This is a genomic window from Sorangium sp. So ce321 (assembly GCF_051530195.1).
GTDB lineage: Bacteria > Myxococcota_A > Polyangia > Polyangiales > Polyangiaceae > Sorangium.
The window spans coordinates 3,128,664-3,154,010 of the sequence record NZ_CP150329.1; the positions used below are offsets into that span (position 1 = coordinate 3,128,664).

Consider the following 25,347-nt stretch of genomic DNA (forward strand, 5'->3'; position numbering starts at 1 on the left):
ACGATTCCGACTCCGAAAGGGCAGAGCCCCTCACGCCGCGTGCGCGGCGCCGAAGAAGGCGCGGTGCTCGATCGGCAGCGCCCGGGTCGTTGGGTCCGCGCTCGCCGCGAGCGAGGCCGCGGCGGTCGCCGCGCTCTTTCGGAGGGACGCTGACGGCCCTGGGTCGGGGGCTTGAGCAAAGAGACGTCGCTGCGCGACCTCGCGCGCCCACCGGCGCAGCGTGGCCCAGCCGGTGACGGCGCTCTCGCCGAGGATCCTCGACGGGCCGACGCGCCGCCGGACCTCGATCGCCGTCGCGAGCGCCAGGCCCCAGAGCGCGAGGGCGAAGCCGATCGCGGCGGCGCTGTACACGCGCCGGCCCAGCACGCCGCGAGGAACGACGAGGAGCACGGCGCTGCAACCGAGGCAGCGGTAGCGGCGGGCGGCCACCGAGATCACCTCGGGGGGCTGGTCCGGGCTGGCAGGGCCCCAGACCTGTCGCTCGCGCCTGCCGTGGCCTTGGAGCCGGATCGCGCCCCCGAGCGGACAACTCGCGGCGCCGCAGGCGGGGCAGCGAGCGGGGCGCGCTTCGACGACTGTGGGGGGTTGCTGCTGCCAGCGCTTGATGTCGATGGCGCTCTGGATAACACTGCGACCGCTTCGATTCCTGGGCAAGAGAACCGGAGCACGACGAGGAGGCTGTCCGCCAAGATCAGGTCTCCTCGTCGCCTATTTTGTGGCCGGCACCGCGCCGCTGCTCCGCTCCTCGGGTGGACCTACCCCGTCGTGAGGCGGGCGTGGGAGCAACGATGGCTGGTAATTCCCGAGCCGTACTCGGAAAGGGTGCAGCCATGTACCGGTTGCTTCTCTGATGAGAATTCTTGGTGGATGACCGGAAGGCTCGGGGCCGTGGCTCCGTGGACGTCCTCCTCCCTCGTTGCCTACGCGGAGCGAGCCCCCTCCATGATGGCCATCTTCGCGGCGCAGAACTCCTCACCATCACGCAGCATGCTCGGTGCGAGGGGCTGGAGCATCAACGAGACTGGGCGGTAATAACCTCGCACGGACCGTCCGCCTGCGTAGGGTGCCACAGGGGTCGGTTGGCCAACGACCGACGACCTTGCAGACGGCGCGGAGGAGGGCTATACGGAAGAAACCGTCGGCCCGCACTTGTGCTGACCGACGGTCCGTCGACCGCCAAAACAGTGCGTCCCGCGGTCGTTGGAAGCTCCCCGGGCCGCGTGGCCGAACCCCGCTCGCACGGGGGCCGACATGCAGACTGGTCCTCCCCAGCCTCCGCCTCGGCGTTGATGGGGCGCGCCCATGCCTTGCTCTCCTTCGATGCCTCCGCCCGAGCGGCGGCGCCGGCCCGGGGAGGGGAGCGGTACGAGTCGCCCCGTCCCTCACAGCTCAACCCGGCTGACCGCGCGGGCCGCCCGCAGCGCCGCGGCTTTGCCTGATAGCGCGCCGCCTTGCTCGATCGCGCAATCGGAGCTCCGCGGCGAAGGCGCCTCGGCCCGGCGGGGCCTCGATTTCCCGCGGCACGCGCGAGGCTCGCCCCGGGCACGCGTCGTGCTCTGGACCCCGGCGCACGCCTGCCGCGGAGCGCGAGCAGCGTGTCGAGGTGTTCATGAGCAATCACTCCGGCGCACACCTGCGCGTTCTTGCCCTCTCCGCTCCTCAGTTCCAGGCTGGCGGCGTCGGCGGGCGCGCCCTGTCGAGCGAGGACGCTGCGAGTCTATACAACGCGATGCGGGTCGCCGCGCACCGCGCGACCCGCGTCGAGAGCCCCTGGTCCGCGAGCAACTGGGCAACCGACCGCCGCAGCCGGCGCGAGACTGCCCTGCTCGTGCACGACCTGCCGTCCGCGCTCGCGAAGGTGGACGCGCTCGTGCAAGAGCTGCGGCCCAACCTGGTCTTCCTCGGGGCGATGACGGTGTGCCTCCCAGGGGCCATCGCCTGCGCGACGAGGATCAAGGCGTTGCTCGGCGACGAGGTGTGTATCGTGCTCGGCGGGCGGCACGCGTCGGAGACGATCTACCGCGACCCCCTCACCCGGAGCATACGCCACCACGCCTCGTCTCCCCTGCGGCTGATGGCCCGCGGGGCGATCGAACCGGTCTTCGATGTCGTCCTGTCCGGAGACGGGGAGTTCTTCGTGGCCGCCATGGGTGAGCTCGTCTCGAGCGTCGTCGGCGCCGGTGCCCCGGCCTCCGCGGCGCGGCGCCGCATCGACGAGCTCGAGGAGGCGCCCGGGCGCTGGATCGCCGGGACGGCCGAGGATGGCGCGGCGCGCGTCGTGGCCTCGCGCGAGCGGCCCATGACCGACGTCGAGCTCGTCCCGCCGTGCCAGCCGTTCGGGGTAGAGGCGCGGTTCGACGTCTTCGATCGACAGCCCACCGCGCACCTCTTCAGCGATATCGGCAGGGGCTGCATCTATGATTGCGCCTTCTGCAGCGAGCGCGTGTCCGTCGTCGGTCCCCCTCGGGACTTCCGGACGAGCGACCTGCGCCTCCTCCGCCAGATGGCCGCCGCGGCGCAGGTCATCGAAGAGGACCACCCGGGCGAGGAGCCCTGCGGCTTCGTGGAGGACTCGACCCTGCTCGGTATGCACCCGGAGCTGATCCACAGGTTCTGCGAGGGCAAGGCGGCGAGGCTCGCGTCGTTCCGGTTCGGCGGCCAGGCGACCGTGGACCAGGTCCTCGCGAGGCCGAAAGAGCTCTCGCTCCTCCGGTCGGCCGGCCTGAGTTACCTGTTCGTCGGGATCGAGACACCGGACCCGACCGCGATCGGCGGAATGAGCAAGGACACGGGCCGGAAGCGGAAGCCCTGGCTACACCGCACCCGTGACATGCTGGACATCCTCTCGAGCAGCGACATCAAAGTGGGCTTCTCCTTGCTCTTCGGCATGGGAGAATCTCACGCGCAGCGGCGCGCCTTCCTGCGGCAGATCGAGCGCATGAGGGCGGATTACCCGGCCCTCGTGACCATCAGCATGAACTGGGCCGTCCAGCACCCGCTCATGGGGAGGGACGGGGGCGCATCGTACGACTACCTGGACTGGGCCATCGACGACGCGCTCTTGCCCTCGCTGTGCCATTTCGGGGAGGCCTCGACGAGGTATCCGCTGCAGGGGTGTCCAGCGCCGGATCCACGGGAGGCCATGGAGATCATTGCATGGGTCGACGCGATCCTGAGACGCGGTGGAGAAAGAAGCACAAGGAACCATGAGATCACCGAGAGACAGCATCATCTTTGAGCGCCTGCGGGCGCAGGCCATCGAGCGCAGCCGCGGCATGTCCGCCGAGATCTTCGCGCTGCGCGGCCTCTGGCGGGTCGATTACCGCTACCGCCCGAACGAGCACGAGCGCGACCTGGCGTACAGCATGGTGTACGCGCAGACGCTCTGGCAGGGCTGCGCGTACAGCGCGTACGGGGACGCCCCCGTCGACGACGCGCTCCTCGGGGCGGACACGCGGCACATCGTGACCGACCACTGGCCGACGAGCATCGCGGTCCTCGACGCCGTCTACGCCAACTTCGAGCGGCGCCCGTTGAGGACGTACCAGTTCTCCGGAAACGCGCACGAGAAGACCGTCGAGCGCGCGCGCATCATCGTGGAGGAAGTCTGTGATCTCCTCGGCGACCCGGCCGGCAAGCGAGTCTTGAACGTCGGGGTCATGGGCAATTTCTTCCCTCACCTGCTGAAACGAGGAGTGAGGGTCATCGGGAGCGATTTCGATCCCGCGCTCATCGAGCGTGGCCTCGGGGGCGTGAAGGTGTGCGACGGCCAGCACACGAACGAGCTGATCCACGCGTGCGACCTGGTGCTCGCCACGGGGATGACGCTGACGACGGCGACCCTAGATAGCATCTTGCAGGGGGTAAAGGAGGCCGGCAAGAAGCTGGTCCTCTTTGCCGCGACGGGATCCCACTTCGGCGAGACCTACTGCAAGGAGATCGGGGTCGATTGCGTCATCTCCGAGTACCAGCCGCAGTACATGTTCCAGGGCACATCGAGGATCGATGTGTTCCGGGCGGCCTCGTGAGGGCGAACGGCCTGTCCCATGACCACGCGAGGGTGCTCGAATGACGCGTATCGTCTGCCTCTCTGAGCGGTGTCCTCCCCTGGACAAGAGGAGGTGCGAGGGCATGGCCGCCCTCCTCCGGCGAGCGAAGGCGTCCACGGCCAGCGAGCCGTCAGAGGCTGGGCGCCCGGCCTCGCTCGCGGCGCTGGGTGCGCTCCTCGAGCAAGACCTCATCCATTTTTCCGAGGACGAGGCCGGCGCCGACGTGCTTTACGTCCCGTCGCCGGGGGCAGTCGCGGCGCTGAAGGAGAGCGGCGACGTGTTCGGGTCGGCGCTCTCCAGGCGCCATCAGGACGCCGTGCGCGCCACTCCGGGAGCGATCTTTCGCTTCCCCCTGGTCGGCGACGAGCAGAGCGCCGTCGAGGTCTTCATCACGGACTGGTCACCTTGCCACGCCGCGTGCGCGGTCGCGATCCACCGGGATCACCGGCTCGCGCGCCGGGCAGGGAGGCGACGCCAGCCAGGCTTCCTGGGGCGGTATGTTCATCACCCGCTGACGGGAGACCAGCTCCCCGTCCTGATTGCAGACTGGGTGAAGCCCGATTTCGGGACCGGCGCCGTGCTCATCAACCCGGCGCACGATACGGCCGACCTCGCGTATGGCCGCGCCATCGGACTTCCGATCCGCTTCGGCCTGACCCCCGCCGGGGTCCACCCCGGGCTGGGCCGCTGGCTCGTGCCGCCGGTCATCAAGACCGGAGTCGCCATCAAGTCCGGCCTCTTCGACGGTGCGAGCCATGGGGAGGCGCGGCAGCGCATCTTCGACGAGCTCGAGGCCGCGGGGCTCGCGCGTGGGCACACCGATCGCAAGGTCGCCGCGCTGCCGATCGCGCGGCTCCGCTTCTCTGACGCGGCGGCTGATGGCCTCTGGAACCAGGACACCGGGAGCCTGTCGCTCGAGCCAGAGGCGACGAGCGCCGCGGAGCGCCCGGTGGGGTTCGAGCCGTCCGCCGCCTTGCAGATCGTGGCGACGCTGCGGGAGGAGGGCGCCGACGGCGGCGAGGACGTCTGGCTCGTCGCGGCGATGGCCGCCGCAGAGGCGATCCTCGCGGTCCGGCTGCTGCACGCGGATCTCGTTGGTACGCCCTTCCGGCCAGCCGTGGCGAAGGTCGTCCACCGCGTGGAGGCCGGGCGCGCCGACGCGGCGGCGGTGTCGGATCTGTCCCTCCTCGTCGGGGCCAGGAGCGGAGAGGTGGTCGCGCTTCGCAACCAGATCCTGGAACAGGTCTCGAGCTTCCTCGCGAGCCACGCGCAGATCAAGGCGATGGCACGCCTGGTCGAGGATCGCGACGGGCATGGCCGCTTCCTCGAGCGGCTGAGGAGCGCGCGCGCGCAGATCGCGGCGGGCGATGTCCACGAGGCGTTCACGGATCTACGCAAGCTCCAGAAGGAGCTCAAGGCAGCGCTCGAGACCGGAGCGGCTTCGAAGCAAGAGTACGATACCTACACGGAGTGCACGTGGTTACTGCTCGACGAAGCGGCATGATTTACCTGCAGGTCGTCCTGGCCACGCTCTTGTTGAGCGGGGTGTTCGTGGTGGGGTCGTCCACCGTGCACCGGCTCGATCCGACGTTCGTAGCGGCGGCGCGCTTCGCGATCGCGGCGGTGATCTTCCCGCTGCTCCTGACCGTCTCGAAGCGGTGGGAGCCGGCCAGCGCGCGGGGGTTCAAGATCATCTCCCTTTGCAGCGTGACGGGCGTGCTCCTGTACAATGTCCTGTTCTTCTTCGGCCTGAAGTACTCGACGGTCACCCACGGCTCTGCGATCATCGCGACAGCCCCCGTGTGGACCGTGCTCCTGGCGCGCGTGTTCCTGAAGGAGCCCCTGACGCCCCAGAAGCTCGTAGGGATGGTGGTGTCCTTCCTGGGCGTGCTGTACATCGTGATCGCCGGTCGAGGAGGGGGCGTGTCGGCGCTGGGATGGCGGGGCACGACAGGCGACATCGCTTTCCTCGGCGCCGTCGTCGTATGGGCGGCTTACTCCATTCTCGGGCGCAAGGCCGTCGCCATCTTCTCGCCGCTGGTCGCGACCGCCTACGCCGTCATGCTGGGCGCGGCGCTGCTCTGCGCGTACGCGCTCGTCCGCGTGGATGTCCCCCGCCAGATCGCGCTGCTGGACGCCGGAAGCGCGGCGGGGATCGGGTACATGGCGGCGTTCGGGACCGTGGTGGCGTTCGTCCTGTGGTATCGCGGCATTCAGCAGCTCGGCGCGGGGCGCACGACCATCTTCCTGAACCTCGTCCCTGTCTGGAGCTTCCTCCTGGCGGCGGTCTTTCTGGGCGAGGCGGTCACTCCGGCGCTCCTCGCCGCGCTGGGGGTCGTCATCGTGGGCGTTGCCCTCGTGCAGCTCCCTTCGCCGAGGCGCGCCTCGCGTGAACAGGCTGCGTGATGACGGCGGGGTTCGGCTGGCTCAGCCGTCCTCGAGCCCCGGCGGCGGGGGCGCCATGGGCCGGCGCCCGGTGAAGCGGAGATCCCGCGCGATCACCTCGGTGCGGCAGCGTCGGATCCCGTCCTCGTCGTAGCTCGACGTCCGGCTGCGCAACATCCCCGTGAGACGGCCCGGCGGGGGACTGACCGGCTCTCCGAATTTACGGGTCGTCAGCTTCGGCGACACTGGCGTCACGGACCACGCCGTCGTCGCCGTGCGCCCTGGCCAGAGCCGTTCGAGACACTCTGGCCGACGCTCGCCGGCGCCGAACGCACGCGCTCTATGGCGTCCGGCCATGGTCGAGAAGCGGCTCGCTACTAGACTGGGTGGGTCCTCGCGCGCGCCGCCCGCCTGGACCGCCGAGGACTGACCGCGATCGCCGCCGACGCATCACGCGTCGGTGCGCAGCGCCATTGCAGCCCCAGAGGTATGCTGATGCCGGGACGATCCAAGATCAGGCTGTTGTTCCTTCATCCGAAGACACTCTTCGACTCGTGGCCGTTTCCGGTCGATACGCTGGGCGAGATCGTCAAGGTCCCATCCCTCATTTACCCCCTTCTGGCGTCGACGGTCAGCGCCATGCCATTCGACGTTGAGATTTTTGACGGCTACGTAGCGCCCGCGAGCTTTCGCGATTATAAAGCGCGGCTCGCGCGCGCCGATGTCATCGCCATCACGGTGATGACGCCGCTGAAGGCGCTCGACACCGAGGTCACGATCCGCCTGGCGCGGCGGCTGAACCCCTCCGTCAAGGTCGTCCTCGGGGGCAACCAGGCGTCCGCCTTCGCCGAGCGCTGGGTGGAGCTCGGCGTCGACTTCGTCGTGGTCCGGGAGGGGGAGCGCGCCTTCCCGCGGCTCATGCAGCTGCTCGCCGAGGGCGCGCAGAGCTTCGAGGACGTGCCCAACCTCGTGTATCGGGACGCCTCCGGCGCCGTCCGCCGGACCACCGCCGCGCTGCCTGATATGCCGCTCGATGACTCTCCGATACCCGCGTGGGAGCGGATGGATCTGACGCCCTACCGTCATGGTTTCGGAGCGGGCGGCCCGGCGGCCACGCTCGAGATCTCTCGGGGGTGTCCGCACCGGTGCGATTTTTGTAATATCAACCGTTTCTGGGATTACAAGCAACGATACAAGAGCGTGGACCGGGTGCTCGATGAGCTCGACCGGCTCGAGCGGCTGGGCGTCCGCCAGGTCTTCTTCGCCGACGACAACTTCGGCCACGACCACGCGCACACCGTCGAGCTGCTGGAGTCGATCGTCCGGCGCGGTTACGGCATGTCGTTCGGCGGGTTCATCAGGGGCGACACCGTCGCGCGACATCCTGAGTTCGCCTCGATTGCTTCCAGGGCGGGGCTCCGTCTCGCCCTGATGGGGATCGAGACGCTCGACAGCCGTTGGCTCAAGGACCACAAGAAAGGGGTCGCTTCCAGGGACATGCTCGACATGTGGAGAAGAGTCTACCGGACGATGAAGGCGAACGGGGTCTACGTGGTCGGACTTTTCATCAATCCGACCCACGCCGGCGCGGCTCGCTCCGGGGCGGGCCTCGACGGCGTGGTTTGTGACTACCACTATTCCGCGGATCTCCTGCCGCAGAAGAACAGCGTGCTCTTCGACAACATGGTCCGTGACAAGCGGCTGGAGGTCAAGGATATGTTCTACCACGACTGGAATATGCCCGCCTCCAGCATCGGTGGAGCCGCCCAGGAGAACCGGAAGAGCCTGAGGCACGCGCTCGGCGAGGTCGACCTCCACACGCTGAGAGCGATGGGCTCGACCGACCGCATGGATCGTCACTTCTACTGGGGAAACCTGGCCGTGTTCTTCGAGCGCCTGCTCTGTACCACGGCGGATGACCTCTACCGCTACCGGATCGCCAAGAACGAGGAGCTGTCCGTCGCGGAGCGGCAGCAGCGCATCATCGAATCGATGGCCAACGACGAGACGCTCGACCGGCTGGTCGTGAGCCCGCGCTGGAAGGGCCCGCTGGCCATCCGGCTCGCCGTGGCGGGGCTCCTCGGCGCGCGCCGGCGAGCGGGCTCCACGACGGGATAGGGCGTGCAGGCCCTCACCTACGGAGGAAGCATGAACACTGTACTTTACCGCAAGCAGGACCGGATCGCGTGGGTCACGCTGAATCGCCCCGACGCGATGAACGCCATCGATCGGGAGACGAACGCCGAGCTCTGGCGCGTTTGGCGGGATTTCGACGGGGACGCTGACGTCGATGTCGCGATCCTGACGGGCAACGGGCCGTCGTTCTGTGCAGGCGCCGATCTGCGATCCTACATTCCAGAGTGGCTCGGACGGAGCGCTCTGGACATCCGGCGGAACGCGTCGACGGGGCTCGGGGGCATCACGAGAGGACTCCACCGCATCTACAAGCCGGTGATCGCGGCGGTCAACGGGCACGCGCTCGCCGGCGGCTTCGAGCTCGCCCTCGCTTGCGACATCCGGATCGCGTCGCGCAGCGCCCAGTTCGGCAGCTTCGAGGTCCGGCGCGGGTTCCATCACGGCGATGGTGGCATCGTTCGGCTGGTGGCGATCCTCGGCACGGGGCGCGCGCTCGAGCTCGTCCTCACCGGGAGGGCAGTGTACGCGGAGGAGGCGCTCGCCATCGGTCTCGTCAGCCGTGTCGTGCCGGAGGAGGAGCTGCTCGCCGAGGCCGAGCGCTACGCGAGGATGATCCTGGAGAACGGCCAGATTGCTGTCCGCTCCGCCAAGGAGACCATCCTGGAGGTGATCGGCCGCCCCATCGACGACGCGCTGCGTCTGGAGGCCATCTATGGCTACTCGAGCGCTGGAGATCCGGAGGACGTGCGCAGGCGCCTGGCTGATTTCTTCAAAAAACGTTCCGACGACGGCGGATGACGTCCGACGGCACAGCGCTGAGCGGACGACGCGGGAGGGTTCGTGTCCTACCACAAGCTCGACAGGGGGGTGAGAATCGGTGATCTCACCGTCGAGGAGCTGATCGGCGAGGGCGGGTTCGGCAAGGTTTACAGGGCGTGTACGGCGGCGGGCGGAGCGGTCGCCGTCAAGGTGTCGAACGTCCCCACGGCGAAGCTCTCATCGCAGGAGCTCGGGTACCAGCAGAACGAGCTCGAGGTGCTGATGCGGCTCCATCACCCGTCGCTCGTGGGAGTGCTCGGCCACGGCTTCCTCGACGACGGTCGGCTCTACCTGCTGATGGAGCTCGTCAACGGCACCCGCCTCGACGCTTACTGCCGCGATCGAGGCAGGCTGGACGCCCTCGAGGCTGTCCGTATCGTCGAGAAGATCGCGGACGCGCTCGCGTACTGTCACCACCAGGACGTGCTGCACCTCGATCTCAAGCCGAACAACATCGTGATCACCGACGCGTATGCGCCGGCCGTCAAGGTGCTCGACTTCGGGCTCGCTCGCCTGAGCGACGCGGGGCTCATGGACCTCGACAGCATCGGCGCAGGGACCGTCCAGTACATGGCGCCGGAGTGCTTCGAGGAGCGGAGACCCCGCCTCGGCCCGAAGATCGACATCTATGCGCTCGGGGCGATCTTCTACGAGCTGCTCGCCGGCGCCCCGGCTTACCAGCTCGCCGATCTCTCGGCGCTCATTCGGGCCAAGCTGTCGTACGACCCCGTCCCGCTGGAGGTGCTGGATCCAGGGATCCCGAAGGGGGTGACCGGGCTCGTCGGCGCGCTCCTTCGTCGTGACGTGGAGCGGCGCTACCCCAGCGCCGCGCTCCTGAGCGCCCGTCTGAAGGACGTCTACTACGCGATCCTGCACGGCGGTCCCGACGAGGTCATCGACGGCGACGTCATGTCGGGCTCACCTACGGGCCGCGATGTTCCCTTCGTAGGTCGGACGCGTGAGCTGGCCTTGCTTGGCGAGCGCCTCGCGGAGGCGCGCTGCGGCCGCGGACACGCCGTGGCCGTGGTGGGCGAGGCCGGCATCGGCAAGACGCGGCTCCTCGGGGAGTTCGTCAGCCGATCGGTGCACGTCGAGCCCACGCTGGTGGGCTATGGCCGCTGCCGCCAGCTCGGTGAGCTGGTCCCCTACGCACCGCTCAGGGAAGCGCTCGCTCAGGTCGCGCATGCGGTCGAGTCCCTCCCGGCGCTCGCACAGCGGCAGATCCAGCGGCGGATCGAGGACGCGATGCTAGGAGACGCGGCGCTGCTGGGCGAGCTCGTCCCGGAGCTCCACCGCCCGACCCTCCAGAACGGCAGGGGGGTGCGCCGCCCCTCGACCATCAGGCCGAGCGGCGCGGCGCGCGTGGCCGGCGCGGCGGTGCACCTGCTCACGGAGCTCGCCCGCGAGGTGTCGGTCGTGCTCGTGATCGAGGATCTGCACTGGATGGACGAAGGGATGCTTCGCGTTCTCAGCGTCCTCTCGCGCGAGCTCGCAGGCGCGCGGGTGCTGTTGCTCGGCAGCAGCCGCCCGGAGGCGAGGGCTCGGGTCGACGAGCTCGGGATGCGTGTGATCCTCGTCGAGGCGCTCGCGAAAGCCGACAACGACGCCCTGCTCGCGGCGCTGACCGGGAGCAGCGCGAAAGAGGATCTCGCCACGCTCCAGCGAGCCGTCCCGCTCCTCTCCGCTGGCAGCCCGCTGTTGATCACCCAGGTGGTCGCCAATCTGGAGCTGGAGGGATACCTCTCCCGGTCGCACGACGGCCCGCTCTGGTTATCGCCCAGGATCCATACGGATTATGTGCCGCCCGACTCGGTCTCGCGGGTCCTCAAGCGTACGTTGTGCCGCCTCGACCCCAGCGTGACCCGGGTGCTCGGCGTCGCCGCCCTCCTCGGAAGGCAGTTCAGCGTCGCGCTCCTGCCGTCGCTCGGTCTCATGGGAGAGGACGAGGTGAGGGCAGCGTTGGCCAGAGCAGAGCAGCTCTATCTTTGCAGGATCACGGCCGACTGCTGCACGTTCGTGCACCACACGATCCGGGAGGAGCTGGAGGCCACGGTGGCCGAGGCGGAGCGCCCCGATATCCACCGGCGCATCGCTCGCCGGCTCGAGGAGCAGGGGCAGCCGCCCGGGGCGCGCGCGTACCACCTCTCGAGAGCGGGTGAGTCTCAGGCGGCGGCAGAGGCGTACCTCATGGCGGGCCTCGCCTCCTACGAGCAGCACGACCCGGCAGGCGCCGCGGCGCATCTGGGGCAGGCGTCACGGCTGCTCACCGCGCTGCCGCCTTCCTCCGAGCGCGGCGATCTGCTCATGCGCACGGCTTACGAGCTGGTCCGCGTCGCTTGTCTGCTCGGACAGGCGTCCGACATCCTGCAGCACCTCGACACCTGCGCTGCGATGCTGGGCGAGCCGAGCCCGGCGCAGGCGGCCGCGCTCTTCAGCTCGTACGCGCGGATCTACTACGCCCAGGGTAACTTCCCCAAGGCGCTGGAGCACAGCGTGCGCTGCCTGGAGACGGTGAAGGAAGAGCCATCGCTCCGCCAGTACCAGTACATCCCGTCCAACATCATGGGTCGCGCCCTGTCCGCGATGGGTAAGTTCGGTCCAGCGGCGGAGGTGCTCACGACGGCATGCGAGCTCGCGCAGGAAGCCGAAGAGTACACCGAGCTGTCCCACTCGGAGGGGCTGCTCGGGACCTCGCTGGCTTACATGGGGCGATACGAGGAGGCATGGGAGCGGATACATTCGAGCGCGCGCCTCGCGGACCAGCTGAAGGATCCCGTCCGCACCCTCGGCTCACTCTTCTATTACGCGGCGCTGTGCGAGGCGAGCTGCCAGTGGGATATGGGCATCGTCTTCACGACGCGGCTGCTCGCGTCTGCGGAGAAGACCTCGCTCGGTGGACTGTACCTGTACCTCGGGACGATGTTCGCGGGGCGACATCAGTTCCACGTCGGTCGTCCCGACAGGGCGAGGGTGCTGCTCCTCAACGCCGTCAACCTCTCGGCGCGCTTCCACATCGCAACGGGGGTCGGCTGGGCCTACGCGTTCCTGGGGGACGCATGTTTCGTGACCGGCGCGCTGCGCGAGGCGGAGGACGCGTACCGTCGCGGCATGGAGGTGGCGCTCGCCCGTACGGGCGACGCCTATGCGGCCCCGCTCTGCCAGGTGGGGCTCGCCCACCTCGGCGCGCTTTGCGGTCAGGCACCTGGTGAGGTACGGAGGCTCGCGGAGGAAGGGCTGCGACAGCTCGAGGAGGTCTCGAACCTGGCGACGTGCATCATCGCCGAGCAGCGTTACGCCGAGGCGCTGGAGGCGCTCGGCGAGCTCGAGGACGCCGCGCAGAGGGTGCGCCGGCGCGGCGCCCTCGTCGAGGAGCTCGAGCCGGGGGAGCCGGACTTCTGGCCGCGGGTGCCCGACATCGCGGCGGAGCGCCACCAATCACGGCGGGTATTCTGGAGCAGACTGAGGGATCCCGAGCAGGCCATGGCGTGGAAAGAGGCGGTCGGCTCGAGCCTGACGCTGCCGCTGGGGGCGGTGATGTCTGGGCTGCTGGACAAGATATCGACCGAGGTCGGCTACATGCCGACGCTGCTGACCATGTAAGCTGATTCCGCGGGCTTGTACGCGTCTCGTGCGTCGTCCTTCTGACCTCGGCTCTCGCCAGCAGCTGCAACCACCACATCCTTCGCCTGAGGCGAGCGGATCTCGCAGAGCCCAGCGCTCTGGGGGCCCTCCTCCAGCGCGGCGCGCTCCACGCTTCCCCGGCGACGCGCTCAGGTCGCAGGACGATGACCGCGGACGCTGCCCTGTCCGGCAGGCTGGTCGCGGCCCGGATTCCCGAAGCGGTGGACGGCGCGTCGGTCGCTCGATGAGACGCCTCAATCGATCGATGACGCCAAGCAGGCATGCTCGCCACCGAGCGGTCGTTGCACGAAGACGCAATGACTTGCCTGACCAAGCAAGCTGGCCAGGAAGGCCAAAGCGCCTCGGCGCGCCCATACCCAGCGCCACGCGCGCTCGCTCGCGCGTATCGCCGGCGTGCCTCGTCCTGGTATGGCCGATGCAATGGGCACCGGCAGCGCGGTCGCAGCGCCCCTGACGCGGCGGCCGCAAGGCAGCAGCCGCGCCCCCTGGATAATTTGCGTCTCTTACCTGAGGAGACATGAAAGGCGTTCCAATGAGAGCGATCATTATCGGAGGCGGTCCCATCGCATGCCTCACCGCGCTGGAGCTCCGGCGGCGGTCCTTCGACGTCCACATCTATGAGAAGTACGGTGATCCGCGGCGCTCTCGCGCGGACGGAGGACCTTCCTTCAACCTGACCCTGACGCTGCGTGGGCTGCGCTGCCTGAGCGCCGGCCTGCGGGAGACGCTCTATGCGCACGGAGTGCCGATGCATCAGCGCGTGGTCCACCACGAGGACAGCTCTCTCTCGTATCAGCCTTACGGTATGAGGCCTGAACACCATCTTCTCTCGATACCTCGAGCGGTGCTACACAGGACCTTGCTGAACGAGGCCGAGCGCGCCGGGGCGCGCATCTCCTTCAATCACGAGTGCGTTCGAATCGACGCGCACGACGCTCGGGCCAGCCTCATGGCACAGGACGCCCTCATCCAGGACGAAGGAGACATCCTGGTCGGCTGCGACGGGACGAACAGCTTCGTCAGGTACGAGCTGTCGAGGAGCGGCGCGCGCGTCGACACCTCGCAGGAGCACATCGCCCACGGCTACGTCGAGCTCCACATGCCGCCGACGGCTCGCGGCGAGCATGCGCTCCTTCAGCGGCGCCGGGACCCATGCGTGCCAGAGAGCCTCAATGACGGTCTGCACGTCTGGCCTCGCGGCGACCTCGTGCTCATCGCGCAGCCCAACGTCGACAAGACCTACACGACGACGCTCTTCATGCCGCAGTTCTCGGACAGCCCGGAGTTGCCCGCGTTCCAGCATCTTCGCACGCACGAGGACGTCCGCGCCTTCTTCGAGCGCCACTTCTCGGACGCCGTCGAGCTCCTGCCCCGGACGACCGAGGACTTCTTCAGGCGCCCTCCAGCGTCCTTGAGGACGATCAAGTGCAGCTCCTTCCACCACGGACGAGCGGTGCTCCTCGGGGACTCCGCCCACACGATGGTGCCGTTCTACGGGCAAGGCATCAACTGCAGCTTCGAGGACGTTCATACGTTCTTCGAGATCTTCGACCGCAACCTCCGCGACGATCGTGAGCGCGCCGTCGCAAACACGCTGCCCGCGTTCACCGCCGCGAGGAAATCGCCGTGCGACGCCGTCGCGGGGCTCTCGCTGGCGAACCTCCGGGAGCTCTCGACCCACACCGGGGAGAAGAAGTTCCACGTCCGCAGCCGCCTGGAGAGGGAGCTCTACCGACGGTACCCAGGCGAGTTCACGCCGCTCTACTGCATGGTGGCCTTCTCCAGGCTCCCCTACGACGAGGTCATCGTGAAGCACAGAGATCAACAGAGCATCCTGGACGCCCTCGTCCAGCGTTTCGACGTCGAGACCGAGGCCGATAAAATCATCGAGTCGTATGCCGCGAGGTCGAGGGCGCCGTCCGCCTCGACCGGCCCGGCGCGCGCCGCGTCATGCGGGCTCGAGCTCTCAGCCGAGCAGATGCGGGAGCTCGTCGACACCACGACTTCGTACATTCTGAAGTACCACAGGGATGTTTCGAGCGGCGAGCTCCCAGCGTCGTATGCCCACGACTCCCTCGACGCTGACGCCTACGCGCAGGGCAAGCGCGTCGCGGCCGAGCTCCGCGAGCACCAGGTCCCCGAGGACGGGACGGACCTCCACGCGCTCCTGGGCGAGATCTTCGACAAGGCGATGCCGAGCGGCACGATTCACTCCCATCCCGGCTTCATGGCGCACATCCCATCAGGCGGATTGTTTCAGGCTGCTGTCGGCGACTTCATTGCGCGGGCCACGAACCGGTTCGCCGGCGTCTGGATCGCCGCTCCAGGCCTCATCCAGCTCGAAGCCAACGTCATCAAGTGGTTCTGTGCCATGCTGGGCTACGGCGAGCGCGCCTTCGGCTACCTGACCACCGGCGGATCCATCGCGAACCTCATGGGCCTCGTGTGCGCGATTCGCCGGAGCAGAGATGCCGGGAGCAGCTACCCGACGATATACACGTCCGCGCAGGGCCATTTCTCCGTCACGAAGGCGGCCGGGACGCTCGGGCTGCAGCGGTCGCAGGTACGGATAATCAGCGTGCGCCATGACTATTCGATGGACACGAGCGAGCTGGAGGAGCGCCTGGAGCAGGACAGGGCGATGGGGCTCACCCCCGCCTGCGTCGTGGCCACAGCTGGAACCACCAACACCGGCGCCATCGACGATCTCGCGACGATCTCGGAGCTCTGCCGCAGACAGGGCGTCTGGCTCCATGTCGACGCTTGCTTCGGCGGGTTCTTCGGCATCACAAAGAGAGGCAAGGAGGCTCTCAAGAGCATCGAGGAGGCCGACTCCATCTCGGTCGACGCGCACAAGTCGCTCTTCTTGCCGCACGGGCTCGCGGCCTTGCTCGTGAAGGAGCAGGCGCACCTGAGGAGGACGTTCGAGATCGACGGCGCCGCCTACCTGCCCGGCTTCACGAGGGACCCCGAGCTCATCGATTTCTGCAACTACGGACCCGAGCTGTCGCGGGAGATCCGCGGGCTGGCGGCGTGGCTCCCGATAAAGCTCCACGGCATCAGAGCGTTCGAACGCTGCCTCGACGAGAAGATCGATCTCGCCGAGCGCCTCGCGGCAGAGCTCGGGCACATCGACAGGATCGAGGTGATCAGGAGGCACCAGGTGCTCCTCCCGGTCGTCAACTTCAAGATGCGCGCGCGCGCGTCAGCCGAGGAGGACCGCATCAACGAGCGGCTGTGCCAGCTTATCTGCTCGTACGGAAATACATACCTGACGACCACGAAGCTGCCAGACCACGGGACCGTCATCCGCGCCTGCATCCTGCACCACATGACCGGGGCTGCCACCATCGATCGGCTCGTCGAGGATATCAAGATGGCTGTCGCGGCGACCAACGCCCGCGCCGACGCGCCGGGAGCGTCGTTCGAGCTGGCCGGAGCGGCCAGGTCGAGCCGAATGCGCGCTGACGCGAGACACGGAGCTTCCAGCTCCGATCAGGAGAGCACATGATGCATAGAGAGAGTGTAGACAGGCTTCCTCCAGGCTCGAGCGGCTCCGCGGAGGAGGACCTCCGCCTGTACGCCGAGGATCCCTACCGCTGCCTCGAGGCGTTGTCGAAGGAGCACGGGACCATCTTCTCGCTGAAGCTGGGAGAGCTCGGCAACGGTCCGACAGAGGGCGCCGGGAACAACGGCTACTGGGTGTTCCTGACGAGGCCGCATCAGATCCGACTCATGTACCAGGCCGACGGCTCCGCGGTGAGCGGCGCCGCCGCCAACAAGCTCTTCTTCGGCACGAACGAGGCGTCCGTCGGCTACATCGAAGGCAGCGACCACAAGCGCAGGCGTTCACAGCTTCATCCGGTGTTCAACGGCAGCCGGGACTACACCGCGCTCATCGACGAGGTGTCCACCAGGTGCATCGCAGAGTGGCCGCGCGGGCGTCCGTTCTCCCTGTTCCTGGAGCTCCAGCGGCTGACCTCGAACATCATCGCCGAGATCGTCTGCGGGAACATGGCGCCCCGCGATCGAGAGCAGCTCTGCGCGATGATGCCGAGGACCGAGGGCGCGCGCTTCCGGAGGGAGGAGGTGCTGGAGGCGGACCGAGCCATCCGCTCGCTGATCGACGAGCGGATCGGCGGCCACCTCGGGAGGTCCGTGGTGACCGGACGACAGGATGTGCTGGCGATGCTGCTCGAGCTCGCCGGGAAGGGCGATACGTCGCTCTCTCGCGAGGTCGTACGCGATGAGGTCTTCAGCCTGCTCTACACCGGCTTCTCGACGACGGCGAACACGCTCTCCTGGGCGTTCGTGCGCGTCCTGACCCACGAGGACGTCCACGACCGGCTGACGGAGGAGCTGCGAGAGGTCGTCGGAGACGGCCCCCTCTCCCGAGGCAAGCTGGATGCCCTGCTCTACCTGGATGCCACGCTCAAGGAGACGCTGCGCCTGCACCCGGTGACGCCGCTGAACGGGGTCAGGATGCTGAAGACGCCGATGGAGATCGACGGGTTCCTGCTGCCGGCGGGGACGATCCTGGTGCACTGCGCCTATCTTCTGCAGCGCTCGCCTGACGTGTATCCCGATCCCGAGGTGTTCTCCCCGGAGCGCTTCCTGGGCAAGCGGACCGATCCGTACACGTGGGGCGCCTTCGGCGGTGGAGATCGGATATGCATCGGCCGCGGGCTCGCCCTCGAGGAGATGCGGTTCCTGCTCGCCAAGATGCTCTCGGAGCTGCGGATGGAGCTCCTGGGCGGCATCCCCGGCGCGAAGCAGCAGGGGTTCTTCATGGCTCCAGCCAACGGCGCGCCCTGCGTCGTCACGGAACGGAAGCACCGCGCGTCCCGGCCGGCGCCATGTCGTTGGGCGAGCTAGCGTCGCTGCGGCGCGCGGCTTCAGCTCTTTTGCGGCGAGGCCTGGCGCGCGACCTTGACCCACGAGGGACGCGCGCTGGCGCGCTTCCACCACGCGTTGACGTGCTGATGCTCCGCCACGATGTCTCCGACGCCGGCGATGAACAGGTACTGCATGTAGGGCATCCAGGTGACGTCCGCCAGCGAGAAGCCCGAGCCGACGAAGTACTCCTGCTTCGCGAGCGTCGTGTCGGCGACGCCGAACGCCTTCTTGATGTCGCTCTTCGCCTGATCGACGATGGCCTGGTCCGGCGGCGTGCCGCGCATGGGCCCGAAGATGCACTGGTACATGATCTTGAGGACATGCGGGCTGAAGTACGATTGCTCGGCGCTGATCCACTGCTCCATGAGGCCCCGGCCCTTCGGGTCGCCCGGGGTGAGCGAGAGGCCAGAGAGCGACTGATCCAGGTAGCGCATGATCGCTCGCGACTCGAAGAGGATGAAGCCGTCGTCGTCGAGCACGGGGACCACGCCGAAGGGGTGTCGCGCCAGGTGCTCGGGCTGCTTTTGCTCGCCCTTCATGAGGTCAACCGTCACGAGCTGCGCGTCGTGCCCCTTCTCCGCCAGGACGATCAGCGCCTTCTGGGTACACGTGCTCATCGGATTTCCGTAGATCTTCATATAACCTCCCCTGGGTTTGACGAGTCCGACCGCCGGCGGCTCGCCCCCCGAGGCGCGCCACTGCGAGTCGTAGGGCGCGACAAGGGGCTTGCCAAGGGCCCCCGGGAGCCAGAGCGCCGGCGTCCCGCTTCTCCAGCGTCACCGTCGTCGCGCGCCGCCGTGGCCACCAATCCTGTTCCTCGAGCCCGGCTCTCTGGCTTCGACGCCGCTCGCCCGACGGTGCGGGCCGCGGCTGCTGCCGTCAGAGGACGCCGAAGCCGGGAGCGAACCGAGACGTCATCCGATCCGGACGGCTGGCACCGAGGCGCGTCATGGCGCAATCGGGCTCCAGAACGAGCGCGCGCCCCTCGTCGCCTCCGAGCACCTGCCCGAGCCGCCCGCGCGCCGCCGCAGCGCTCAGCGCGATCTCGCGCTCATCGAACCCGGCGATCGCCGCCTCCAGGTGCGCACGCGCGAGCGCCGCTGGAGGTCCGTGCATGATGAATCATCGTATCGACTGGATCGCGGTCGCCACACGGAACAAGAAGCAAGATCCCTTACCGGCGCAGAGGCACCTGGTACAATATCAGCAGCCCGACGATCACGAGCGGTCCCGCTTTCGTCCACAACGCCGGCGGGACCCTGGCCATGGCAACCCGCGACGGGAGCGTTTATCTCTACGACCCGTCGACGGGCTGGCGCAGCATCCGCACCGAGACCGGCACGGATGCTCCCTACGGTCTCTGGGGCGAGCCGGATAACCTCTTCGAATTCTCTTATGATGGCCTGCGGCGGTGGGACGGTTCCCGCTGGATCGAGCTGGTCGTTCATGAACGTCCCATCTATCAAGGTCGGCCCTGCGCACCCGCCGCCGCCCAGCCGTCCGGTGGGGGGTCCCCCGGCGGCAGGGGTCTTGGGAAGGCTAAGCTCACCCCTTGGTTCCCTATAGGCCATACGGGAGGCCAGCCCAGGAGCGATGAAGCAACTCTAGACTGATCGAGACCGTCGTTATACTCGAACCACGAATCACATGTAGACGCAGGCGGCTCGATGCCGAGGTGAGCTTGCGCCGCCGACTCCGAGTTGAACGACTCGTCCGCACTATCGACACAGCCGACGCTTGAAGCAATAAACACAAAGGAGACAATCTTCACTGACCGCGATACATTGCATTGCATAATGACCTCCTGCTATTCTCTATTGTCCATGAGGCGCACGAGTGCCATGCTCTGCGTTTGAGCAAAGTTTCCGCACGAGAACATTGACCTTGCACGTTTCCTTTGCACGTTTCCTTTGCACGTTTCCTTTGCACCTGTCGTGCCATGAGCTCAAGTTTCACGCTTGGCGTTCCTTGCCTTCACTCTGAATAGTCGTTGCGTCCGTATGCGGCCGCGCGGCCTGGCGCCGGACTTTCCTCCGAGGTCGAGGCTATTCGCAAGCTGCACCTGGACTCCCCTCAGGCGCGACGGTATTGGGGTGTGCGTTCTATACCCCTTCGGATTTTCCCGGAGACAAATTAATCGGCCAGGTATTCTCGCCGAGCCAGCTCGTCGAGCTGGAGAACCGCGGAGAGGTTGGCGGTAAGGATGTCCGGCCCCGCTGCGGAGAGCCTTCGGAACCCGCGAACGTCCCGACCGGCGCCGATGTCGGCGTCGTCGGCGGCTTCAACGCTGACCGGAGCCTCGCTGATGCTGATCGCACAAGGTTGGCCCTGTCTCCTGTCTCCTGAGGAGCCCGGGCAGTTCGTGCGGAGCGTTGCGGCCCATGCCGCACGGATGTGTGGATTCTCCACAAGTCTTTGGCCCGCTCTCCCCGCCTCCCATCGGCGCTCCCGGGCAGCTCCGCCGCTACCCCCCGAACAGCAACCCCCGCAGCGCCTCCGCTTCCCGCCTCGCCCGCGCGACCATCGGCACGAGCCCCACGACGCACCCGACCGGCACCTCCCGCGCGAGGATCACCCCGTTCTGGCTGCGGAACACGCCGATCCCCCGCGCCCTCAGCCGCGCGGGGCTGATCTCGAGCATCACGTCGACGTTCGCCCGCTTGCCCACCGCGCTGTCGAGCGCGTCGGTGCAGTGGACGTGCGTGCGCGCCGCCGGGCGGATCCCCTCGCGCGCGATGCCCCGGACCGCGTCCACGCTGGTGCCGTGCCAGATCGGCGCGTCGCCGTGGACCTCCTCCCAGGACGCCTCGAGGCCGGCGAGCGTCACCGGCATGCCCTCGCGCGAGTGCCCCTGCGACGCGCGCACCCGGTCGCCCCGGAGCTCGAGGCGGTTCTTCGTGTTGTTCTCCACCACCTCGTCGAGCCGCGAGCGCTGTAGCCCGAGCGCCCTGAGCACGTCGTCCACGGCCACCCAGCCGGCGTCGTCCATGGCGATGCCCAGCGAGGGCGCGCCGTGGCGGAGCAGCCAGGAGAGCTTCTTGCTCGTGTCGGTCATGCGATCGCGGCCCATCGTCAAGCTCCCTTCTCTTCTTCAAGCTCAAGCCGGAGCCGCCCTCCACGCGGGGGCGCTCCGGTAGACACCCTGTCCAGCGCAGGCGCCGGACAAGGACGACCAGAGGAATACGACCCGGAGCATAGACCCCCGGCTATCACCCGGAAGCTGTATTTCTGGATACGCTATCGCGTTTCGCGATAGCCTCCCCGCATGCTCAACCTCGACTGGCTCGGCGCCTTCGTGGTCTTCACCGAGCACCTCAACTTCACGCGCGCGGCGCGGGCGCTCCACATCTCGCAGCCGGCGCTCCACGCCCAGATCGGCAAGCTCGGCGAGGCGCTCGGCGTCGCGCTCTACCAGCGGCGCGGGCAGCGGCTGGAGCTCACGGCCGACGGCAAGCGCGTGGCCGCCTTCGGGCGCGAGGTGGGCGAGCGGACGCGGTCGTTCCTCGACGTGCTCCGCAACGGCGAGAGCCGGGAGCCGGTCGTGCTCTGCGCCGGCGAGGGCTCGTACCTCTACCTGCTCGGCGAGGGGATCCGCGCCTTCACCGCGCGCGCCGCCGCGCCGCTCCGGCTGCTCACGCGCGACCGCGAGGCGACGCTCGACGCCATCGCGACGGGCGAGGCGCACCTCGGCGTCGCGCCGCTCGAGGGCACGCCGGACGGGCTCGCCGCCGACCGCCTCACCGAGGTGGAGCAGGTCCTCGTCGTCCCCCACGCGCACCCGCTCGCCCGGAAGCGCCGGATCAAGCTGCAAGACCTCGAGGGCGCCCGGCTCGTGGTCCCCGGCCCCTCGCGGCCCCACCGGGCGCTGCTCGCGCAGGCGCTGCTCTCGGCGGGCGTCCGGTGGGAGCCGGCGGTCGAGGCGAACGGCTGGGAGCTGATGCTCCACTTCGTCCGGCTCGGCGTCGGCGTCGCGGTGGTCAACGCCTGCTGCCGCCTCCCGCGCGGCCTCGTCGCGCGCCCGGTACCCGAGCTGCCGCGCAAGGTCTTCTACGTGGTCCGCCGCCGCGGGGGCGAGCTGACCGGCGCGCCGGCGGAGCTCCGCGACACGCTGCTCGCGCACGGCGCGGCGTGGCAGCGGAGGAGCGCCGCGGTCGAAAGGAGCGCTCCGGCGCGCTCGACGCCCTCACGGCCCCAGCGCAGCGCCGGCGCGCCGGCAGGCCAGCGCTGACCCGGGAGCGGCCGCAGCCGCTCGGATCGCGCTCACAGGAAAGGCGGGAAGGGGACGAGCCTCGCTGGGCTCCTCCCGCCTTCCCGCCTTCGTCGTCGATCGGATCCGACCCTCACCACGGCGCCCCGCCACGGGGGCTCCCGGGCTCAGGCCGCCTTCTTGGACTTCGACTTGCCCTGCTTCGCCTTGCTGCCGCCCATGTCGTCAGGCCGGCTCACCAGCTTGGAGAAGTAGCTCGGCTCGCCGCTCGCCTTGGCCTGCTGGTACACGAAGGCGAGGTTCGACTCCTCGAACTTCGCGAAGAAGTCGTCCCACGAGATCTCCTCGAGGGAGTCCTCCCCGCTGAACCCCGGGAAATCGATCCGGAGGACGCCGGGCTCCCCGTTCTTCTCGGTGCGCTTCACCGTCGCCGGGTGGCCGCCGCGCGCCTCCACCCACTCGCGGATCTCGTCGTGATCGATCGTCATGTGGGACGAGTGGTCGTCCTCCCCGGCGTCCTTCGCCTCGGCGCCCTTCTCGGCACCCTTGGCGCTGGCCTGCTTGCCGCGGGGCTTCTTCCGCTCGGCTCCGCCGGCCTCGCCCGAATCGTCGTCGTCGTCGAGATCGATCTGGGCCTCCACCTCGATGTCCTGCTCGCCCTCGGCGCCCCTGGCGCGGGCCTGCTTGCCGCGGGTCGGCTGCTCGGCGCCGCCGGGCTCCTTGTCGAGATCCATCTGGACCTCGATCTCGACGTCCAGCTCGCCCTCGTCGCCCTTCGCCTTCGCGCCCTTGGCGCTGCTCGCCTTGGCCTTGCTGCCCTTCGCCGAGTCCGACTTCGGCTTGGCCTTCTGGACCATGTCGTCGGGGCGGCTCACCAGCTTGGAGAAGTTGCTCGGCTGCCCGTCCGCCGTCGTCTCCTGGTACACGAAGGCGAGGTTCGACTCCTCGAACTTGGCGAAGAAGTCGTCCCACTCGATCTCCTCGAGGGTGCCCTCGCCGCTGTACCCCGGGAAGTCGATGCGGAGGATCCCCGGCTCCCCGTTCTTCTCGGTGCTCTTCACCGTCGCCGGGCGGCCTCCGCGCGACTCGGCCCACTGGCGGATCTCGTCATGATCGATGGTCGTCTTCGATGAATTGGCCGACATGGTCACTCTCCTGTGCTCGTACGTCGATTTCGCCGGGAGCGGCAACCTGCGTGCCAGCGGACCATGAGATGATAAGGGCAAGAGATGGTCGAGCTCAGCCGTGAGATGCCTTTGAGGGGTCTTTCACGGACGACGACTACAGCGCTGGATGAGCCCATTCCGTCGCCATGCTCTGGACCGCGCGCGATCTGCGCGCGACCTGCGCGCCCGAGCCCCGGCGGCGAGTCCATGACCGAGGCGGAGAGAGGGGAGCTCAGCCGCGGTCGAGCACAGGCGCGCTGGGGCAATCTGCCTCGTCTGCGGCGAAATGCTGCCGGCCTGAACCGCATCCTGATCGAGAGTGACCACAGGCCCTCTCGTCGCCCCTGCGCACCGGCCCGACGCCTCGCCTGCAGGCGCCCGCTGCCGTGCCCGCCTGTCGGTCCGGGTCGAGGCCCTATCCCAGGATCCCCCTCCTCCAGGCATCCACGAGCGTCCTCCGGGCCAACGTGGATGATGAACGGAGCTTCCGTCCTCCATGGAGGGGCACGATCGCTCGTATCGAGTCCAGACGGGGAGCTCGCTTGACCAGCTCGCCGGCTGAGCCTTAGCTATCCCGCGGGAGGCTGCGCGCGGTGCGCAGAGCGCGATGAACATGCAACCAGACAGACCACAGGCCACCCCCTCACGGAGGTACGCTCGATCGCCGCGCCGCGGGCGGGGAGTCGCTGCGATCGCCGTCGCGCGCGCGGCGCTCGCCTCGGGCACTCCGGTGCTCGCGATCGGGTGCGCCTTGGAGCTCAGCGCCCCCGGCGCGACGGGGACCGGCGGCGCCGGGGGCATCGGAGCCGCGAGCATCGCCGCCAGCGGCGGAGATGCGGCGAGCGTCGGCGTCGGGAGCGGCGGAACGGCGAGCGTCGGCGTCGGGGGCGGCGACGCGGCGAGCACCAGCGCCGGTGAAGGCGGCGGAGGCGGCGCGGCGAGCGCCTCCGCCGCGAGCGGCGGCGGTTGCGCCGGCGGGGCGACGGACTGCTCCGGCGCGTGCGTCGACACGGGCGCCGACCCGGCCAACTGCGGCGCGTGCGGGAATGCGTGCGCGGCGGGGGCCTCGTGCTGCGATGGGACGTGCGTCGACCTGAGCAGCGATGGGCTGCACTGCGGCGCCTGCGGCCACGGCTGTCAGGGGGGGCCGTGCAGCGACGCCGCGTGTCAGCCTGTCGTGCTGGCCGAGGCGGCCGGCAATCCCCTCGCCATCGCGGTGGACGCGACCCACGTCTACTGGACGCACGAGGATACGGGCGAGATCATGAGAGCGCCCATCGCGGGAGGGGCGCCGGTCCTCCTCGTCGAGAGCTGCCCGACGCCCGGGCTCGCGGTGAGCGAGGCGGGCATTTACTGGACCTGCTCCCCCTCTGCAGGCGTCGAGCACGACGTGCCCACCGGCGTCTACAGCGCGCCGCTGGACGGGGGCACCCCGGTGCTGCTCTCCACCGCAGGGCTGGAAGATCCGGTGGGCCTCGCCCTGGACGCCACGAGCATCTACGTGGGCGACAACTACGCGGTGATGAAGCTTCCGATCCAGGGAGGGCCCGCGGAAGAGCTCGCCCTGGGCAGCGGCTCTCGCCGCGTCAGGGTCGATGACACGCACGTCTACTGGACCAACGCGGACGCGAGCTCCGTCCGGAAGGTGCCGATCGCGGGGGGCGCGTCCGTGGCCCTCGCCACCGGATACTTCGAGTCGCACGAGGTCGTGCTCGACGCGACCCACGTGTACTGGACCACCCCCGGCGAGGGCCCGAGCGTGGGCTCCGTGAACAAGGTGCCGAAGGAGGGGGGCACCCCGGTGGCGCTCGCGACGGGCCAGCCATCCCCGTACTACATCGCGCTCGACAAGGCCCATGTGTACTGGGTCAACGCGGGCGCAGGCGAGATCAGGAGAGTGCCTGTCGGCGGCGGTGAGTCGGCCGTGGTGATCTCGGGCGTCGCGCCGAACGATCTGGCGGTCGACGGCACCAGCATCTACTGGACGGATCGGCGCGGCGTCGTGATGAAGCTCGCCAAGTAGGCGCGCGGCGAGCGCTGGAGAGGA

Annotated in this window: 17 protein-coding genes; 11 read left to right on the forward strand and 6 right to left on the reverse strand. The window is 68.6% G+C overall.

What is annotated here, in order from left to right; translation table 11 throughout:
• Nucleotides 1-30: 30 nt before the first annotated feature.
• Nucleotides 31-429 (reverse strand): hypothetical protein, encoded by a 399-nt coding sequence (locus WME89_RS12140; protein ID WP_438006172.1) that lies wholly within the window; start codon nt 427-429, stop codon nt 31-33.
• 1,180 nt (nt 430-1,609) lie between these two features.
• Here WME89_RS12140 and WME89_RS12145 point away from each other — a divergent pair.
• From WME89_RS12145 to WME89_RS12160, 4 genes are all read left to right on the forward strand, one after another.
• Nucleotides 1,610-3,238, forward strand: a complete 1,629-nt coding sequence (locus WME89_RS12145; RefSeq protein ID WP_438009348.1) for a B12-binding domain/radical SAM domain-containing protein — start codon at nt 1,610-1,612, stop codon at nt 3,236-3,238.
• Nucleotides 3,207-4,028: a Rossmann-like domain-containing protein gene (locus tag WME89_RS12150; protein WP_438009349.1), complete on the forward strand. Its 822-nt coding sequence runs from the start codon at nt 3,207-3,209 to the stop codon at nt 4,026-4,028. The genes WME89_RS12145 and WME89_RS12150 overlap by 32 nt, the downstream gene beginning before the upstream one ends.
• A gap of 103 nt (nt 4,029-4,131) precedes the next feature.
• Nucleotides 4,132-5,553, forward strand: a complete 1,422-nt coding sequence (locus tag WME89_RS12155; protein WP_438009350.1) for a hypothetical protein — start codon at nt 4,132-4,134, stop codon at nt 5,551-5,553.
• Nucleotides 5,550-6,455 carry a DMT family transporter gene (locus WME89_RS12160; RefSeq protein WP_438009351.1) on the forward strand — a complete coding sequence of 302 codons (906 nt, stop codon included), beginning with the start codon at nt 5,550-5,552 and terminating at the stop codon, nt 6,453-6,455. The genes WME89_RS12155 and WME89_RS12160 overlap by 4 nt, the downstream gene beginning before the upstream one ends.
• Nucleotides 6,456-6,476: 21 nt before the next feature.
• On the opposite strand, the gene WME89_RS12165 is transcribed toward WME89_RS12160, so the two are convergent.
• Complete coding sequence (locus WME89_RS12165) at nt 6,477-6,689, reverse strand: hypothetical protein (RefSeq protein WP_438009352.1); 213 nt, start codon at nt 6,687-6,689, stop codon at nt 6,477-6,479.
• Nucleotides 6,690-6,929: 240 nt separating this feature from the next.
• On the opposite strand from WME89_RS12165, the gene WME89_RS12170 reads away from it, so the two are divergent.
• From WME89_RS12170 to WME89_RS12190, 5 genes are all read left to right on the forward strand, one after another.
• Complete coding sequence (locus WME89_RS12170) at nt 6,930-8,552, forward strand: B12-binding domain-containing radical SAM protein (RefSeq protein ID WP_438009353.1); 1,623 nt, start codon at nt 6,930-6,932, stop codon at nt 8,550-8,552.
• 30 nt (nt 8,553-8,582) lie between these two features.
• Nucleotides 8,583-9,368 (forward strand): enoyl-CoA hydratase/isomerase family protein, encoded by a 786-nt coding sequence (locus WME89_RS12175; RefSeq protein ID WP_438009354.1) that lies wholly within the window; start codon nt 8,583-8,585, stop codon nt 9,366-9,368.
• A 69-nt stretch (nt 9,369-9,437) separates the two neighbouring features.
• Complete coding sequence (locus WME89_RS12180) at nt 9,438-12,989, forward strand: serine/threonine-protein kinase (RefSeq protein ID WP_438009355.1); 3,552 nt, start codon at nt 9,438-9,440, stop codon at nt 12,987-12,989.
• A gap of 574 nt (nt 12,990-13,563) precedes the next feature.
• The gene (locus WME89_RS12185) at nt 13,564-16,542 is read left to right on the forward strand and encodes an aminotransferase class V-fold PLP-dependent enzyme (protein WP_438009356.1); all 2,979 of its coding nucleotides are present in this window, start codon (nt 13,564-13,566) and stop codon (nt 16,540-16,542) included.
• The gene (locus WME89_RS12190) at nt 16,539-17,906 is read left to right on the forward strand and encodes a cytochrome P450 (protein ID WP_438009357.1); all 1,368 of its coding nucleotides are present in this window, start codon (nt 16,539-16,541) and stop codon (nt 17,904-17,906) included. Before WME89_RS12185 ends, WME89_RS12190 begins: the two co-directional genes overlap by 4 nt.
• A 20-nt stretch (nt 17,907-17,926) precedes the next feature.
• On the opposite strand, the gene WME89_RS12195 is transcribed toward WME89_RS12190, so the two are convergent.
• The 3 genes from WME89_RS12195 to WME89_RS12205 form a co-directional block, all read right to left on the reverse strand.
• Nucleotides 17,927-18,565: a glutathione S-transferase family protein gene (locus tag WME89_RS12195; protein ID WP_438009358.1), complete on the reverse strand. Its 639-nt coding sequence runs from the start codon at nt 18,563-18,565 to the stop codon at nt 17,927-17,929.
• Between the two features lie 241 nt (nt 18,566-18,806).
• On the reverse strand, nt 18,807-19,043 hold the full coding sequence (locus WME89_RS12200) for a hypothetical protein (protein ID WP_438009359.1): 237 nt from the start codon (nt 19,041-19,043) through the stop codon (nt 18,807-18,809).
• A 1,348-nt stretch (nt 19,044-20,391) separates the two neighbouring features.
• Nucleotides 20,392-20,982, reverse strand: coding sequence for an RNA 2'-phosphotransferase (locus WME89_RS12205; protein ID WP_438009360.1), 591 nt, complete (start codon nt 20,980-20,982; stop codon nt 20,392-20,394).
• 210 nt (nt 20,983-21,192) lie between these two features.
• On the opposite strand from WME89_RS12205, the gene WME89_RS12210 reads away from it, so the two are divergent.
• Entirely contained in the window at nt 21,193-22,155 is a 963-nt protein-coding gene (locus WME89_RS12210; RefSeq protein WP_438009361.1) for a LysR family transcriptional regulator, read from the forward strand.
• 146 nt (nt 22,156-22,301) lie between these two features.
• Here WME89_RS12210 and WME89_RS12215 read toward each other — a convergent pair whose 3' ends face one another.
• Nucleotides 22,302-23,279 (reverse strand): lipocalin/fatty-acid binding family protein, encoded by a 978-nt coding sequence (locus WME89_RS12215; RefSeq protein ID WP_438009362.1) that lies wholly within the window; start codon nt 23,277-23,279, stop codon nt 22,302-22,304.
• 772 nt (nt 23,280-24,051) lie between these two features.
• Between WME89_RS12215 and WME89_RS12220 the strand changes: the two genes are divergently transcribed.
• Nucleotides 24,052-25,323 (forward strand): hypothetical protein, encoded by a 1,272-nt coding sequence (locus WME89_RS12220; RefSeq protein ID WP_438009363.1) that lies wholly within the window; start codon nt 24,052-24,054, stop codon nt 25,321-25,323.
• Nucleotides 25,324-25,347 lie beyond the last annotated feature (24 nt).

Excerpts from the sequence above, each read along its gene's own strand:
- WME89_RS12190 (WP_438009357.1), top strand. The coding sequence starts at position 16,539 with ATGATGCATAGAGAGAGTGTAGACAGGCTTCCTCCAGGCTCGAGCGGC.
- WME89_RS12195 (WP_438009358.1), bottom strand. The coding sequence starts at position 18,565 with ATGAAGATCTACGGAAATCCGATGAGCACGTGTACCCAGAAGGCGCTG.
- WME89_RS12155 (WP_438009350.1), top strand. The coding sequence starts at position 4,132 with ATGGCCGCCCTCCTCCGGCGAGCGAAGGCGTCCACGGCCAGCGAGCCG.
- WME89_RS12145 (WP_438009348.1), top strand. The coding sequence starts at position 1,610 with ATGAGCAATCACTCCGGCGCACACCTGCGCGTTCTTGCCCTCTCCGCT.
- WME89_RS12215 (WP_438009362.1), bottom strand. The coding sequence starts at position 23,279 with ATGTCGGCCAATTCATCGAAGACGACCATCGATCATGACGAGATCCGC.
- WME89_RS12185 (WP_438009356.1), top strand. The coding sequence starts at position 13,564 with ATGAGAGCGATCATTATCGGAGGCGGTCCCATCGCATGCCTCACCGCG.
- WME89_RS12170 (WP_438009353.1), top strand. The coding sequence starts at position 6,930 with ATGCCGGGACGATCCAAGATCAGGCTGTTGTTCCTTCATCCGAAGACA.
- WME89_RS12175 (WP_438009354.1), top strand. The coding sequence starts at position 8,583 with ATGAACACTGTACTTTACCGCAAGCAGGACCGGATCGCGTGGGTCACG.
- WME89_RS12210 (WP_438009361.1), top strand. The coding sequence starts at position 21,193 with ATGCTCAACCTCGACTGGCTCGGCGCCTTCGTGGTCTTCACCGAGCAC.
- WME89_RS12150 (WP_438009349.1), top strand. The coding sequence starts at position 3,207 with ATGAGATCACCGAGAGACAGCATCATCTTTGAGCGCCTGCGGGCGCAG.
- WME89_RS12160 (WP_438009351.1), top strand. The coding sequence starts at position 5,550 with ATGATTTACCTGCAGGTCGTCCTGGCCACGCTCTTGTTGAGCGGGGTG.
- WME89_RS12200 (WP_438009359.1), bottom strand. The coding sequence starts at position 19,043 with ATGCACGGACCTCCAGCGGCGCTCGCGCGTGCGCACCTGGAGGCGGCG.
- WME89_RS12205 (WP_438009360.1), bottom strand. The coding sequence starts at position 20,982 with ATGACCGACACGAGCAAGAAGCTCTCCTGGCTGCTCCGCCACGGCGCG.